The organism is Streptomyces sp. NPDC003327 (genome assembly GCF_053589515.1).
In genome coordinates, this window is sequence record NZ_JBSFSA010000039.1 from 13,206 (window position 1) to 28,270 (window position 15,065).

The 15,065-nt window shown below is 68.7% G+C and carries 10 protein-coding genes and 2 pseudogenes; 1 reads left to right on the forward strand and 11 read right to left on the reverse strand.

Features of this window, described 5'->3' with window-relative positions; all coding sequences use genetic code 11:
• Positions 1-7: 7 nt before the first annotated feature.
• The 11 genes and pseudogenes from ACWDVG_RS24740 to ACWDVG_RS24790 form a co-directional block, all read right to left on the reverse strand.
• Positions 8-1,207 (reverse strand): peptidase M23, encoded by a 1,200-nt coding sequence (locus ACWDVG_RS24740; protein WP_451701941.1) that lies wholly within the window; start codon positions 1,205-1,207, stop codon positions 8-10.
• A 4-nt stretch (positions 1,208-1,211) separates the two neighbouring features.
• Positions 1,212-1,994, reverse strand: coding sequence for a hypothetical protein (locus tag ACWDVG_RS24745; RefSeq protein WP_451701942.1), 783 nt, complete (start codon positions 1,992-1,994; stop codon positions 1,212-1,214).
• A 6-nt stretch (positions 1,995-2,000) separates the two neighbouring features.
• On the reverse strand, positions 2,001-4,046 hold the full coding sequence (locus tag ACWDVG_RS24750) for a hypothetical protein (RefSeq protein WP_451701945.1): 2,046 nt from the start codon (positions 4,044-4,046) through the stop codon (positions 2,001-2,003).
• A 4-nt stretch (positions 4,047-4,050) separates the two neighbouring features.
• The gene (locus tag ACWDVG_RS24755; protein WP_451701946.1) at positions 4,051-4,653 is read right to left on the reverse strand and encodes a hypothetical protein; all 603 of its coding nucleotides are present in this window, start codon (positions 4,651-4,653) and stop codon (positions 4,051-4,053) included.
• Positions 4,650-7,211 carry an ATP-binding protein gene (locus ACWDVG_RS24760; RefSeq protein WP_451701947.1) on the reverse strand — a complete coding sequence of 854 codons (2,562 nt, stop codon included), beginning with the start codon at positions 7,209-7,211 and terminating at the stop codon, positions 4,650-4,652. Before ACWDVG_RS24760 ends, ACWDVG_RS24755 begins: the two co-directional genes overlap by 4 nt.
• A complete protein-coding gene (locus tag ACWDVG_RS24765) occupies positions 7,208-7,774 on the reverse strand; it encodes a hypothetical protein (protein WP_451701948.1) in 567 nt (188 codons plus the stop codon). The genes ACWDVG_RS24760 and ACWDVG_RS24765 overlap by 4 nt, the downstream gene beginning before the upstream one ends.
• A 1-nt stretch (position 7,775) precedes the next feature.
• Positions 7,776-8,027: a hypothetical protein gene (locus tag ACWDVG_RS24770; RefSeq protein WP_451701949.1), complete on the reverse strand. Its 252-nt coding sequence runs from the start codon at positions 8,025-8,027 to the stop codon at positions 7,776-7,778.
• 50 nt (positions 8,028-8,077) lie between these two features.
• Positions 8,078-9,175 carry a conjugal transfer protein gene (locus ACWDVG_RS24775; RefSeq protein ID WP_451701951.1) on the reverse strand — a complete coding sequence of 366 codons (1,098 nt, stop codon included), beginning with the start codon at positions 9,173-9,175 and terminating at the stop codon, positions 8,078-8,080.
• A gap of 1,011 nt (positions 9,176-10,186) precedes the next feature.
• The gene (locus ACWDVG_RS24780; protein WP_451701954.1) at positions 10,187-12,373 is read right to left on the reverse strand and encodes a hypothetical protein; all 2,187 of its coding nucleotides are present in this window, start codon (positions 12,371-12,373) and stop codon (positions 10,187-10,189) included.
• A gap of 978 nt (positions 12,374-13,351) precedes the next feature.
• On the reverse strand, positions 13,352-13,867 hold the full coding sequence (locus ACWDVG_RS24785; RefSeq protein WP_451701956.1) for an NUDIX hydrolase: 516 nt from the start codon (positions 13,865-13,867) through the stop codon (positions 13,352-13,354).
• Positions 13,864-14,205, reverse strand: a pseudogene (locus ACWDVG_RS24790) (transposase); the annotation flags it as partial. The pseudogene ACWDVG_RS24790 and the gene ACWDVG_RS24785, both read right to left, overlap by 4 nt.
• Before the next feature lie 67 nt (positions 14,206-14,272).
• On the opposite strand from ACWDVG_RS24790, the pseudogene ACWDVG_RS24795 reads away from it, so the two are divergent.
• Positions 14,273-15,064, forward strand: a pseudogene (locus ACWDVG_RS24795) (IS5 family transposase).
• Position 15,065: the final 1 nt, after the last annotated feature.

Sequence of the window (15,065 nt, forward strand, 5' to 3'; positions counted from 1 at the left end):
GCTCCCTTTATCCACCCTTGGGGAAATAGGGCGGTGCCCATCCCAGGTATGTGGATCCCCACTTCGTTTCGATGTCCGTCGCCGGGACAACGTCAATGTATCCGGGGCGGACGATGTCGTTGCTGGCAATTTTTCCGTTGCCCAGGTAGATAGCGACGTGTCCGGCCCGGTTCCCGGTTTCCCAGTACATGAGTGCCCCAGGCGGCGGGTTCCTGTCCTTGTCGTGCTTCATGTCCGGCGGCATTTCATGGTAGTGGTCGACGGCGTACGGGACGCCGGAGTATGACCAACCGTAAGTTCTCGCGACGAATGCAAGGCAGAGCCGGTACCAGTCTTTTCCGCCGGTTTCTGCTTCGTTCTGCGCCCACTTAATGGCGTCGGCGGTGGAGCGGGGGTTCGTGACGTTGGGGGGCCATCCGGCCGCCCCGTCATGGAAGGGCTCTCCGGGCTTTCCGGGCTTCCCTCCGCCTCCGGTGTAACACTCCTGGGGGCCGGACGGGCCGGGGGCCGCAGTGGCGCCTCCCCCGGGCAGCGCCGGGCCGGTCTGCGCCGGGCGCAGCAGGTCGATGCCTGCTTGCGCGGCGATCTCCCGTGCCGAGCTCTCCTGCCCGGCGTAGAGCCGCTCGTACTCCTCGGCGGGGCGTTGGACGGTGGCGGCGGCCTTCCACAGGGGCATGGACTCCCACCCGCGGATGTCTGCTAGTCCGCGGGGGCTTCCGGAGTCGGCTCCGAAGAAGAACATTTTTGAGGAGTAGCGGGGATTGAGAATCTGTTCTCTCGTTCCCCATCCCTGTGAGGGCCGCTGCTGGAACAGGCCGAGTGAATCGCGGTCGCCGTAGTCGATGTTCAGGAGGGTGGATTCCTGAAGGGCTGTCATCAGGCCGATGAGGGTCGCCTGCCCCGACATGCCGCCTTTCTCGGCAACGTCGTCGATTACCTTCGCGTTCTCGATCTGCTTCTTCCGGAGGTCGCCGTCCGGGGTTTGCCCGGTTCCCCCACCGTCGCCGGGGCCGCCGGGTAGTTCCGCGCCGGGCTGTCCGCGGTCTCCGCAGGAGTCGCCGTTGGCCTGCGCGGACGAGCCGCCTCCGAGGATGGCGACCAGCATGAGGAAGCACACGAACACGGCGGCCGCGGGTACGGCAAGCTTGATGGTCGCCCCGGTGCCGGCGGCGCTTGCCGCGGCCCGGAGGGCGTCCCTCCCCTCCACGCTGCTACACCCCCAGGATCCGGTTGACCCGCCAACCGGTGCCGTCGGTGATCAGCTCGGTCTGGAGCGTGGTGGTCTCGGAGTAGGTGGTGTAGCCGACGATGTCGACCTTCGCCGTGACGGTCCTCCAGACCCGCAGGGGGGTGTCCCCGGGAAGGCGGGTGTCGGCGGGCTTGACGGTGACGGTCGAGACGGTGGCGACGCCCCCACGGCTGACGAGGCGCCCGAAGGCGGGGTCGTCGTGACCGGCGAGATTACGCACCAGGGCCGCACTCGCCCACGGCGCTGCACGGCGCACGGCGGCCGTGTGGTCCTCGTCCACCGGCGGGTTGCGGGTCAGGTAGTGCCGGACGAACTCGGCGGCGACCGTGTCCGGGTCGGACAGGTCCGCCGGCGGTGTAGCGGACGGAGTCGGGGGTGTGATCGATGGCGAGCCGGCCGGTTTGTTGTCCGTGCCGGAGGGGGTCGCGCTCGCGGTGGCCGTGGCGGCGATTTTGCTCGCCGCGTCGTCGCGACCGGTAATCCAGCCGGGCCCGTAGCGCCCCAGGACGCCGATGGCGAGCAGGGCGACGACGAGGAGCAGAGCGGCGCGGGAGCTGATCGGCTCCCGGCGCCGTTCCTGTTCGATCCACTGAGCGGTACGGGCCCGCTCGTCCTTGCGGGAGGCGCGCCGAGTCCGGCGGCGGCGCCGGCCGCGCTGGTCTTCGACGTCCTCGGGGTATTCGTACTGGGACCGCAGCAACTCGCGGAACTGCTGCGGGGTCCGCTCCTCTTCTTCTTTGGCCACGGCGCTCTAGCCCTCTCGCTGCGCAGGGACGTCAGCCCGGCGAGTGCCGCCGCTCGTACGGCGGGGTGCGGGCCGGGACGGCGTGGGGCGCCGGGCCGGAGCCGTACGGCGCACGGGCGGCGGTGGCTGCGTGGCGCGCTGCTGGCCGCGCGGGCCGGCCGGAGCTGGTGGTGTGGGAGTCGGAGGCGTGCTGGTGCGGGGTACGCGGGCTTCGATCGCCCGGGGGCCGGGGGCGTCCGGCGCTGGCGCCTGCCGGAACGACACTGCCGAGACGGTCGTGGAGACGGCCGCTGCGGTCGCGTTTTCCGGGGTTGCTTCGTCGGACGATGCGGCTTTGGCGGTGCGAGCAGCCATCCGCAGCGGAAGGGGGCCGGGGCCCCGCACCGGCGTCGGGGTCTTACTGGGCCGGTCGTAGGGGATGGAGGACGGTGATCCGCCCTGGGCGATCTCTTTGGCGGCACGTCCGATGTGGTCGCTGTCCGTCGCACCGGAGGGAACCGGCGTGGGACGGCGGTAGGGCGCCCGCCTGGCAGTAGCGCCTGCCGTCCCGCCGCCGGGACCTGTGCCGGGGCCGTCGTCTCCGCCGCCACCACCCCCGCGGCCGCCGCCATCGCCGCCGGCGGATCCGCTTCCGCGGCTGGGGGCGGCCTTCTTGGTCTGGGTGGAGCTGCTCCCGCGGCTCATGGCTCGGGTGAGGCTGCGCGTGGTCAGCATGCCGAGCACCGCGCCGAACGGGGAGGACGCGCCGCCGGCGCTCACGCCCAGGATGCTTTCAAGGATCTTGTTGAACTTGATGGCCATGATGGCGGCGGCGATCGACAGGCCGACGGACGGAGCCCACCCGTAGACGCCGAACATCCGCGTGATGGCGACCTGGACGACCAGAACACTGCCGAGCGTCAGTGTGGAGATGAAGGATTGCAAGGTGAGACCGATGAGCTGATCGAACCAGCGCAGGCCCCATTGGCGAGTTCTGCCGGGGATCACCCACAGGCACGCGAAGAGGGTGCCGGCGATCAGGAGCATGAGAGCCCCGATCAGGGAGGCGAGGGAGGTGAACGCGAGCCGGATCACCAGAACTGCGAAGAGCAGCAGGACCGCCAGGGCAGGCACGGTGATCGCGATCCGTCCCAGGGGATTGTGCCCCTGGTGCCACCTCTTGGATGCGCGGCCGATGTCTTCGTCGCCGGCGTTGTCCTCCAGCCATTCCTTGCGGTCTTCTCGCGAATCGCCCAGGTCAAGTACCTGTTTGCCGATTTTCTCGCAGACTTCGAACGACCCGAACTCAGCCAGGCACCATGGGGCGGCGACGTAGGAGCGCCAGATGGCGTCACTGCTTTTGCGGATCATGTCGTCCCGGCCGGTGCCGGTGTAGGTGGGCTCGTGCCCGAGCTTGAACGGGTACTCCTGATTGCCCTGCGAGATGCCGCCGGCCGTCGCTTGCAGGGCAACGCTCGCGCCTACCTGCCGGGTGGTGTCCACTCCGTCCACCCACACTTGCGGGGTGGTCAGCAGTGAGATGGAGACCACTCCGGAGACGGCCACCCATGCGAGTTGAGACAGACCGCCGCCGCCTCCGCTTTCGCGCTGCTTCGCGAAGGCCACCAGCGCGCCGACGGCGAGTGCGGCTGGCAGGAGCGTGGTGGACAGCCCCTTGGCGGTGCCGCCGATCATGCCAGCGAGCGCGTTCTGCAGCTCGGGCAGGGAGGTGAGCTGGAAGATCCACTGGACGATCACGATGACGCCGATTCCGATGACCGTGATCAGGGCCATGCAGACGTCCGCGATCGTCTCCAGAATGGGATCCATGACGTCGTAGACCCCGTAGTTGGTGTCCAGCAGCCACACGCTCGAGCTGCCGTACTCCTCGTAGAGGGTCCCTTGCCCGTCAGGGATGTTGGTCTCGGGGGAAGGCAGAAGATCGCCGATGCCGACTGGGTCGATCGCTTCGGCATGGGCGTGCCCGGCGGCCACCACAACGGTCGTCAGGGCGAGCATGGCCGGGATGGCCAGGGTCCGCAGGCGCGGCAGGCGCGGCAGGCGCACGGTCATCTTTCTACCCCCAGGCGAGTGCGTCGCGGATCGGGTCGCCGTGTGCCATGTCGCTGTCCTGTACGTCCTCGCGCTGGTCAACGCGCCATGTGCCGCTTTCCTGGACGACGCGCAGGGCCTTGCGGGCGGTGCTGGTCTCGCTGGGCCACGTCACGGTGTAGGTGAGCATCACGCCGTACCCGGCGGGGTGATCCGCGGTGGCCGGGACCTGGATGGGCTCGCCGGCCGGGGTGACCGGGCCGGTGGATGCGCGCTCCGGTCCGGTGCTGGTCGGCTTGGGGAGCGGCTTCATGGTGGAGCCGTCCGCGTAGGTGGGCGGGTCGGACGTCGCGGTGGGGGATGCCGATGCGGTCGCGGTGGCCGTGGGGGTGGGGCGGGTGTGGCGGGCGGCGCATTCCTCGACCGTGCCGCGGCGCAGTCGGGTTGTGCTCAGCTCGCACGCCCGGCGCCAGTCCCGGGCGAGGGCGGCGCTCTGGTAGTCGCGGGCGACGGCGAGTGCGGCGGCGGCCGGGTCGTCCTGCTTCGCGTCGTCGGCGCTCTCGCCGCAGCCGGTGAGGGCGAGGCCGGCGGCGAGCAGTAAGGCGGGGGCGGTGTGGCGGCGCTTCATGCGGTGGCCTCCTCAGGCTGCGGGGCGGACGCGGGGTCGTCGTCGAGCGGGTCGGCCCGGGGGGTGGTGTCCAGCAGTTCCATGAGCTCCACGGTCGGGATGTCCCATTGGGCGGTCGCGGAGTTGAACCGGCGGTCGCGGATGATCGCGTGCCCGTGGCGGACCTCTCCGTCAGGGTTGAGACCGATGGACTGGATCAGGTCCCGGGTGTGCCGGCCCGCGGGGAGGTTGAGCATTTCGGCGAGTGCGTCCTGCTGGACGGAGTTGGTGAGCTGGAAGCCCACCACCGTGGTGAGCTGCTCGACGACGCCGACGAGAGCCGAGAGGGACTGCGGGTCCTGGGTGTCCAGGACGAGGGCCGTGGACAACGCCCGGCCCACTCGGGCGATGTACTCCAGGAAGGCGGCGCCTTCCTTGGTCGCGGTCAGCACGTGGACTTCCGGTACGGCGACCACCTTGCGCAGGCCTCGCAGGTCCTTGCGGCCGGCGGTGGTGATGCCGTACGCCAGCATCGAGTGCATGAGCGCCACCGACATGCGCTGCAGCACGTTCCAGTCCTCGCGGTCGTCCGCGGTGCCGGGCAGGGACAGCCCGGGAATCTGCACCACCCAGATGCCCGGTTCGGGGGTCAGGGGCGGGGCGCTTTCGGCTGGGCGGCCCATGAACGGGGCGCCGATCGCGGTCTGGCTCAGCTCGTAGAGGGCCTCGCCGGTCTCCCGCGCGAGCGGATCCGTCGAGTGCCGCAGGAAGTCGATCACCTTCCACGTGGCCGGGGAGCCCTGGGCGATCACTTGGTTCACGGCGTGCTGTACGGGTGTCTCCGCGCCGCGGGCGCGCAGGTGCGGGGGCATCGCGATGCCAAGCTGGGCGGGGACCTCGATCTGTGCCCGCTCGGCTCCTTCTTTGTCGAGCAGCCGGAACAGGTCCGCGACTCCGGAGAAGCGGGGGCCGGTCTCGATCAGGTGGGCGTTGAGGCCGTAGCGCTTGCCGGCCGCGGCGAGGCCGCCGAGGTCGCCCTTGAAGTCGAGCGCGAGAACGAACGCCCCGCGGAAGGCGGCGTCCAGCAGGGACAGCATCATGGCGGTGGTCTTGCCGCGGCCGGAGCGGCCGATCAGGGCCGTGGTGGTCGCGTCGCCCTTCTCGCTGCCGATGGTCAGGTCGTTGCGGTAGAGGCCGGGGGTTGAGCCGGTGAGGTAGCCGACAACGGGCCCCTCGTCGTCGCCGACCTTGGCCCCGCCCCACCACCAGGAACCGGCGAGCGCGGTCACGTCTCGTACGTGGCCCATGTCGGGTACCCGCAGCTGGTCACCCGCCTGCGCTTCGAGCCACAGCTCCCGCTGCTCCTCCTCGCCGACACCGACTTCGATGCCGAGGCCGCCGTAGAAAGTTACGACGGCGTCGACGCGGGCGCGCAGGTCGTCCAGCGATGTGGTGCTGGTGACGATCAGCCGGGGGTGGTCCTCCACCAGGGTCACGTCCTCGCGGCCCATGTCGCGGACGAGGCCGGCCATGACACCCTCGGTCTCCTCCACGGCGCGGCCGGGGTCCTCGGCCGAGTGCTGAGCGGCCGAGCGCCTCTGCTCCTTGGCAAGGCGGCGGGCCTCGTCCGCTTTTCGCATCGCGTCACGCTTGGGCATGACGCGGAAGCGCAGCGAGGCTTCTGGGGAGACGGGCAGTATCAGGCTCGCCGGATCGACGTCGTCATCGAGGTCGCTGTCGTCGATGTCCGGCACGTAGGTGATCTCGGACAGGGCACGCAGCCACTCGCCGGAGCCGGGCGACTCCATTTTTTCCGGGAAGCCGGACATGGTCAGGAGGGCGACCCATGCGGCGGTCTGACCGGTCGCGTCCACGACCCGCAGATGATCGGGGTAGGGCAGCACCCGGCCGCGGGTCAGTGCGGCGAGCTTCGCCCCGGAGATCAGCCCGGCGTTCGGGGAGGGCAGGGCGGTGGTGCGGTGCTGCTCGCGGGCGACCATCCACGCCAGGAGCTCCACGGCGGCCGGCTGTGCGCGCCAGGGCGTGGCCTCCAGGCGGCGGCCGAGACGTCGCATCATCGCGTCCAGCCGGGCGAGTTCCCGGGTGCTGACCGCGGTCGAGGCCACGCCGAGGCCTTCGGCGATGCCGCGCCGGCTGACGGCGGCGGCCTGCCCGGTGCGCTCAGTGATCCGTACGCCCATGAGGAGGTGGCGGGAGGGCAGAGAGATGTGGTCGAGCCGCTCCACCCGCATGGCGGCCCACTCAGCCCAGTTACCGGAGGTGAAGAGCCCTGCGGCCTCGTCCATGTAGTCGGACGCGTTCAGCGGCGACCAGAGGACTTTCAGGTGCACGTCGCTGCCTGCGAGGGTCTTCGCGAGCGCGGCCGCGGCCTCGTCCAGCTCCGCATCCCGCGCGGCCTCCGACATGAGGTCGGTATTACTGCTGGACAGGGTGAACCACGCCTCCGCGTGGGTGGTGGTGACCACAAGTCCGTCGGCGAGGGCAACGTAGTGGGGGGCGGGGGCGCCGCGGTCGCCGCCCACCCCGAGGAAGTTCGAGATCCGCTCAACCAGCTTCACGATGCCGTGCCCCCTGTGCTCTTGCGTCCGCCGCGCTGCCGGGCCCGGTAGACCGCATCCGGCCCGTACAACCGGGGCCGGGCCTCCAGCGTGATCGGAGCGCCGGCCACGATGACCGGCGACTCGGTGTCCATCTCGTACTCACGGCGGCGCCGCACCGACTCCCGGCGCAGTGCGTCGCCCTTGGTGCCCCATCGGGCACGACGCGGGATCCACTCGACACGGGCAGCGGCCCGGCGGCCACCGCACACGATCGGCCGGTGCCCGAGGGTCAAGTAGCGCACTCCGAGGGCCCAGTAGGTGATGTTCCAGCGCCGGTCGCTCTTCCGGCTGCGCTGCGTGCCGATGACGGCGACCAGCAGTGGCGGCAGGAAGTACAGGGTGAAACTCACCTGTGACGGCAGCCCGAAGAGCAGCAGCAGTCCGCCGGTCCAGACGATGTAGAGGACGAGGCCCATGACCAGGGCTCGGCGTGGCGCGCCTTCCCCGAGGTCCAGGCCGAGGAGTTCGTGTTGGCGGGTCTCGATGTCGAAGTGGCGGGTGTAGGTGGTGCCGGTGCGCATGTCAGGCTTCCCGGACCTTGTCCCACAGGTCACCCAGCAGCGTGCGCATCTCGCTGGGGAACCATACGAAACCGGCGACGAAGATCGCCGCGATGACCATCGTGATCATCGCGCCCCAGTCCTCCTTCACGAAGTGCTTGAAGGCGCGGATGCCGATGAGCGCGGCCAGCAGGTTTCCTGCGACGAGCAGGACCCAGGAGCTCAGCGCGCTGCCGTCGGTCAGGGCAGCGAGCGTCACGACGTCGTGGTGCATCAAGGGGATCCCCTTCAGGAAAGAGCGGTGAGCGGGGGCGGAGGGGGGTGCTAGGCCGTGCCGCCGTGGACGGCGGCGACTTGCCAGCGCTGCGCGTCCTGGGAGGCGACCCGCGTCAACTCGACGCGGTACGTCTGGTCGAGCTGGGCGCCGGCGATCTGCCAGGTGACGCGGGCGGTTCCGGTGCGGTCCGTGCCGCTGCCCTTGTCGGCGGTCCAGGACGTCACGCCGACCAGCGAGACGCCGGACGGAAGCGGGGGAACAGAGGCGCCGGGGGCGGTGACGGCCTCGGTGTCGCCGGCGGCGTACGCGGTGAAGAACTTCGTGACCGTTTCGCTGGTCTGCTCGCTGAAGGCGGAGTCCGCCTCGGGCCCTGCGAGGGTGGGCGCGGTCGGTCCGGCGGCGGGGATGCCGACCATGCCGGGCGGGCCCGTGACGATGATCCGGCCGCCGGCCTGGACGACGGGAACGTCAAGGCCGATCCAGTGGGCCGGGAGGGTCGGGGCAGGGGCGGCGCCAGGCTTGGGCGGCGTGGCCGCGGCGGGGCGCACCAGGACGTCGACCCGCACGCGGGCCTGCTTCTGGGCGGTCGCGGTAACCGCGCCCGGCTCCACTGCCAGAACGTCCTGCCGCCCCTTGCCGTCCCAGCCCATCTTCGTGTCGGCGCTGTCCGGCAGGACCGCCGCGAGAGCGGCGGCACGGGCCTCGGGATCCTTCTCATCCCATGACAGATAGGAACGGGCGAAGCGGGAGGCGACGGCCTGGGCTTCGTTGTCCGGATAGGTGGGGCCGGCCTGGACCGGGGCGGTGGACTGCACGGGAGCGGGCGTCTTCTTCGGGATCAGCACACTCTTCGCGCCGAGCAGCGCGAACGCGGCAACGAGGGTCCACAGCACGCCGCGGCCGAAGCGGCGGGCGAAGGCCGACCCGGAGCGCTCCTCCACGGTGACCCACGGCGCGGCCGGCTCCTGGGCCGCCGCGGTACGAGGTGCAGAGGCGAGTGAGGCGGGGGCGGTGCGCTGCTCCCGGAGCTGCTGCGCCGCTGTCTCCCACGGGTTCACGTGCTGGTGCGGTAACGCCTGCGGGGTCTTCTTCTCGCGGCGCTTCTTCCGCTCGTCCCAGTCCGCCGCATCCGGGAGTCCGAGCACACGCCGGGCAGTCGGTCCAAGCGGCATTCCCTGAAACCCCCCATAGGTATACGTCCGGATCATCGACCCTAGACCCGCTCTTGATACACGGTCAAAGCAGTTGGTAAGGACCGCACTTGCTCCGGTGCGGCCATTGCCGCGCCCCCGCGACCCGGCGATCCCGGCTGTCCTGAGTACAGGTATTCGGACCGGAGACCTGCGGCGGCACGCACGACAGTGCGGGCTCATGCAGCACAACGACCGGACACGGGGACCGGTACGGATACGCGGATCACTCGTTAGGGAACGTCGTCGCGGAAAGGGGATTCCGCACCTCATGCCCGATGAGTCGGAGCGGCGAGGTGCTCCCGCAGAAAATCCAGTGCGGGGCGGGGCTCAAACGGCCCCCACGCCGGAACATCTTTTTCGGCTCACCTTCCGCCGGGGGGGGACTCGGGGCCGTTTCTTGGGAATACAACTGGCCCGCGCTAAAAGGCCTTGCCTGGCCGCCGGTCTTCGGCAGAACGGTACCGCGGCGCGCGCCCTTCACCTGCGAGCAAAGACCCTTGAGCGTTCCGAGCGTGGCTGAGAACCCGCCCGGACACTAGTCCACCACCTTTACCAGTCTCTCCTAAAAGAACGAAGAAGCGATTCGGAAGTCTCTTGCGTCTCCGGATCTGACTGTGAACGATACTGCACCTGAATTTTCCTTCTGGGTCACATCAGGCACGGCGGCCACAATCCGAACAACGACGCCGGACAGGACTGGTAATGCCGGCGGATGCACCTCTTATCCTCGGACTAATGCATCATTGCGAGCACACCAGGTGACGGCGCTTCACCCTGCGAAGATATTCCGCCTCCGGCGAAGAGGGTGCACCCTCCAGCATCCGGCCGGGAAGGAACCCAGCGAATGAGCTACGGGCGTGACGAGCCGAGGACGGAGGTTACTTCCGCCTGCCACTTCCGAAAGGGCGCATTGCCTGGCGCACAATATTCGGGGCTCTGCTTCCGCTTCTCCCTCTCGCTATTTCAGGTGCGGGCGACACTCGCCTGCCAGCGAGCGACCCAGTCTTTCAGCTCTTCTTCCGTGTAGTAGGTGGTACGGCCGTCCGTCACCCCCTCGGGAAAATCAATCCCCCGCTCCTCGGAGCGCTTTTTGTACTGCCGTGCGGTGGCGTGCTTCCACGGAACGATGCCGGCGGCGCAGGCCTCCGCCAGGGAGTAGGTCGCCGGGAGAGCCGCGTCCTCGGCTGCCTCGCCCGCAGGCGCCGCGCCAGTCACATCCGCAGTCACTTGGCTGCCAGTCACAGCCGCTGAGCTGCTCGGATGCGGCGCTCCCCCCGTCCCTGCGGCGGGTGTGACTGCGCTCGGTGCCGGAGGGCCGACCGCCCCGCCGGGCAGGAAGGCGCCGACCGCGGCCACCAGGTCCGCTTCCTTCAGGACGTCGTCCGTGATCCATGGGGCCCGCTCCCCGGCGTCGAACCACTTCGGGGCCGGCGGGCATGCCGCGAGCAGCTGCGGAACACGCGGGGTGATGAATGCGGGCTGGAATTCCCGCACGTACAGGTGCTCCCCGTCCGGGGCCTGCCTCTTGTCCGCGAAAGCACCCCGGCCTTTTACCGTCGCGTCGTACTGGATGACCGGGGTGGCCTGCCCGAATGCGACGCCCCATGAAATCCGGTCCTGAAGGCCGACGACGATCTTGGTGCCGATCTGAGATCGCTCCATGGTGCCGCCGAAGAAACTGTTGGCGAACTGCTGGGTGCCGACCACGATGCGGTGATCTGACGAACGCCCCTGAAGGAGGATGATGGAGAACCAGTCGAGGAAGGGCGGGACGCCCTTTCCTTTCAGTCCGTAGCGCCACCACGTGTACGCCATTTTGATCAGGGTCGGCAACTCGTCGATGACCAGGGTGCGCGGGATGAGCTGAGCGCGAGCGCCCGGTGCCGCGTTCTTTCCGAGGGCGGCCTCGGCCGCCATCATCGAAACCATGAATTCGGCGAAGGCCGCGACGCACGACCGAACGGTCTTGTGCACCCGGACGCCAGACTGTCCTTCGGCTTCAATCAGACTGTTCTGCTTCGTGTCGAGGATGTCGATGAGTTCGCCATGCTGGCGACCATGCACGATCGGAATGTAGAGAACCGTAGACTTACCCGAGCCGGTGTCCCCGCCCACGCCCCAATGCGGCGTTGCGCTCTGCGTGTGGACCATCACATCCACAATGCGATCACCCTCGATCGCCTGCCCCACAAATACCTCGTACCTGTTTCCTGTGGACTTCCACTCCACATAGTCCGGAAGGACCGGCTTTTCGACGGGCTTCGGTTTCCGCGTCCACTGGACGTACTGACTCGCCCCAGAGCGTTCCCACTGCGCCACCCATTCCCCTGGGATTCGGGTGTCCACGACGTGCTGCAACGCGTTCATGGCCTCCTTGCCGCCCATCCACTCCAGGGGGAGGCGCAGGACGATCCTGGCCCCCTCCGCGGAAAGGTCAGGGTCGATTCGAAGCCATTTCCCACGGGGCGTTTTTTCGTCAAGTCGGAGGACCTGCCTCGCACCCGCCCACACCGCTGGCCCGAGCGTCTCGTCATCGGTAGGCGTCCGCGGGACCCACCACGAAAGCCCGCCAGGCCCGGCGAGGGCAACCAGCAGCACCACGACGGCCGCGCCGATCAGCGCGAGCTGAGTCGCCTCGGGATGGCGCCACAGTCCCCACGCAACGGGCAGCGGCGCGAGCCGTACAAGGGAGCGGGCCGCACGCGGCCAGCGGGACCACGCTGCGAGAGCGCCGCCCATGCTCGCCACGACCCGGAAGGGCAGCAGCGCGGCCCGCCGCACGGCGGGGCTGGCTCCGGCGGCGGGCTTCGCGAGCGGGACCGCAGGCGCGCGGGGGGCGGGAATGGCGGCGACGTCTTCTACGGAGGCGCCGCCGTCGTCCACCAGGACCCCCGAACGCCACCACGTCGCCGTGCTGCGCGGCTCCCCCGCAAGGTCCCGGCCGGCGACGTACCGGCCGATCCCCCGGAAGAAGCCGCCCACCGTCCTCTCGATCGCGGCGTTCAGCTCCTCGTTCGAGCGGCTCCCGGCCTTGCTCTTGCCCTGCATCGCGTAGGCGGTGAGCGCGAGCGCCGCGAGCAGCGTGCCGCCTCCGGGCAGCGCATAGCTGGAGAGGTCCACGGCCTCCCATGGAGCTGCGACGTCGATCACGTCTTCCCCCTTCTGGTGACGTTGCTGACCCTATGCAGAAAGCCGAAAACACTTGCCCAGCAAACCGGTGACAGGGGCCGTCAGCGGCGGGGCATGTCCTGGAGCGCAGGCCAGACGAGAGGGCTTCGTAATGGTCGGTAGCGACACACCAACGAGGGGGCATGTGACCAAGATCACTCAGTAGGCTATGGGGTCGGAGGAAACCCGAGTAATCCGGGGTCACGGGTAGGGAAAGTGCTTCAACGCGTATCGAGGGTGTAGCCCGACTGCGCGCTCTGCGCGCAATCCCCACGTACGAAAGGCACTTGCTGCTGGCGAGACCCGGGGCGACGCCCCTGACGGCACGTAGAATCACCGGCAGCGCAAAGGGCCCTGTCTCGACCCGGTTTCCTAGGCCACTGGTCGAGTGGGCCCCTGCGTGCGCTGCCCTAGCTACGTCTCGACAGACCATGAAAGGACTCGCGTGGATAAGCCTAACAACAGCACACCCATCAGAACTAGCAGCTCGGTGGACAAGTCGTATGACGGCAGGTGGTCTCGCCTGCGGAGATACATCAGAAACCATGGACACAGCGTCCACACCGGCATTCTGTACGGCGCAGGCACCCAGCTCGGGAGCGGTGCCGTGTCCCTGATCATTCTGTGGATCCAGACTCGCCGCTAAGACACTGGCTGAGGCCCCTGCACCGCAGGGGCCTCAGCCCTGTGTGCAGTGCGTCAACTGCACAAAGTGGGAGGATCACGAGACGGGCACCACCCGTCGCCTCCTGAGAACCGGCCCCAAGACGCCTTATTAAGGATCTTCAAAGTGGTCACCGATTGGGTGACGGCCTGATCTGTGGAAGCCGAGTGCGACCGCAGATCAGAGGCTGGTCGACTCGTCAGAGACGTTCACCCTCTGGAGTGGCCGCTGAAGAAGCTCATTGATGGTTTCACAAAGACATCGTTGGGACGGACTCCGTCGTGGTCCACGGCAGGTCAGACCCAGCGGTAGTTGGCGTCGTTGAGGGTCGGCAGGAGGGCCAGGGCAGCGTCGAGCGGTGCGGTGGGAGTAGCGAGCTCGGCGAGCGGAACTGGTGGAAACAATGCCTTGCCAGCCGTGTCCTTGTAGTGGCTCCAGGTGAGGTGGCCGGCGCCAGCGGTGTCGTCGTGTTCGACGGTGCGCAAGCGAGCACGGGTGGAGTTGTCGATGTGGAGGCGGAAGACTAGGTGGAGTTTGCGGGGCGGGGTGGGTCCGGGGCGGGTGACCATGGCGTCCTGGATCCAGGTCAGATGCGGGACACCGGTCGCATCTGTGAGGTCCAGGCCCAGTTCTTCGTCGAGTTCGCGCGCGAGGGCCTGACGGATGGGTTCGCCGGGTTCGACGTTGCCGCCTGGCAGGGTGTACTGGTCCTGGCCGTCCTTGGTGCGGTGGATCAGGGCAATCTCTTCCCCGTTAAACAGGGCTGCGGCGACGCGCATCTTGATACGGGTGAATGGCTGGGCAGCGGTCATTGAGGGGTTTCTCCTTCGGTAGGCGAGGTGCTGTGGTGTCCCTTGGACAGGCGGCGAAGGCAGATGATGCAGCACGCGAGTTGCACAAGCCCCTGGTGCAGATCAGCGCGGTGTTCGTAGCGGATCCGCAGGCGTTTGAACTGATGGAGCCAAGCGAAGGTACGCTCGACAACCCACCTCGTGCGTCCCAGGCCGGAGCCGTGAGCGGTGCAGCGTCTGGCGATGTGAGGCTTGACGCCACGGTCCCGCAGAAGCCGTCGGTACTTGTCGAAGTCGTAGCCGCGATCGGCGAACAGGCGCTTGGGCTTGTGACGCGGACGTCCCCGCAGCCCTCTTACTGATCGTTTCGGAATAAGTTGAGCTGCGGGTCTTGTGTTCGACGATCTTGGTCGGCAGGGTGTCCGGGTGTGTGCTGATCTTGTTCCTGACGACCTGTGGGAGCGTGTGGCCCCGCTGCTGCCACCACCTCTCCAACGGCGCCGCCGGCATCCCGGTCGGCTTCGTATTCCGGACCGGGCGGCCCTCGCGGGCATCATGTACGTCCTGCGGACCGGCGTTGCCTGGCGGGATGTCCCGGTGGAGACGGTGGGCTGCTCCGGTGTGACGGCCTGGCGCCGGATGCGGGACTGGACCGAGGCTGGCGTCTGGCCCCGCCTGCACGCCGCCCTGCTGACCGAACTGCGCCGCGCCGACTTGCTGGACCTGGACGACTGCTCCGTGGACGGATCACATGTCCGGGCCCTCAAAGGGGGGATCACGTCGGCCCCTCGCCCGTCGATCGCGCTCGCCCCGGTTCCAAGCACCATTTGATCGTCGACCGGCACGGAACCCCGCTTGCCGTCACCCTCACCGGCGGCAACCGCCATGACGTCACCCAGCTCTTGCCGCTGCTCGACGCCGTCCCCGCCGATCCGGGGCCGGCGGGGACGTCCACGCCGCAAGTCCCGGCGCGTGTATGCCGATCGGGGCTACGATTTCGACAAATACCGCCGCCTGCTGTGGAAGCGCGGCATCAAACCCCTGATCGCCCGACGCGGCGTCGCCCACGGCTCCGGACTGGGCAAGGTGCGCTGGGTGGTCGAGCGCGCCTTCGCCTGGCTGCACCAGTTCAAACGACTCCGCACCCGCTACGAACGACGCGCCGACATCCACCAGGGCCTGCTCTACCTGGCCTGCAGCCTCATATGCCTGCGCTGAC

Coding starts and splice junctions, on each gene's coding strand:
- ACWDVG_RS24750 (WP_451701945.1), bottom strand. CDS start 4,046: ATGACCGTGCGCCTGCCGCGCCTGCCGCGCCTGCGGACCCTGGCCATC.
- ACWDVG_RS24755 (WP_451701946.1), bottom strand. CDS start 4,653: ATGAAGCGCCGCCACACCGCCCCCGCCTTACTGCTCGCCGCCGGCCTC.
- ACWDVG_RS24765 (WP_451701948.1), bottom strand. CDS start 7,774: ATGCGCACCGGCACCACCTACACCCGCCACTTCGACATCGAGACCCGC.
- ACWDVG_RS24770 (WP_451701949.1), bottom strand. CDS start 8,027: ATGCACCACGACGTCGTGACGCTCGCTGCCCTGACCGACGGCAGCGCG.
- ACWDVG_RS24785 (WP_451701956.1), bottom strand. CDS start 13,867: ATGACCGCTGCCCAGCCATTCACCCGTATCAAGATGCGCGTCGCCGCA.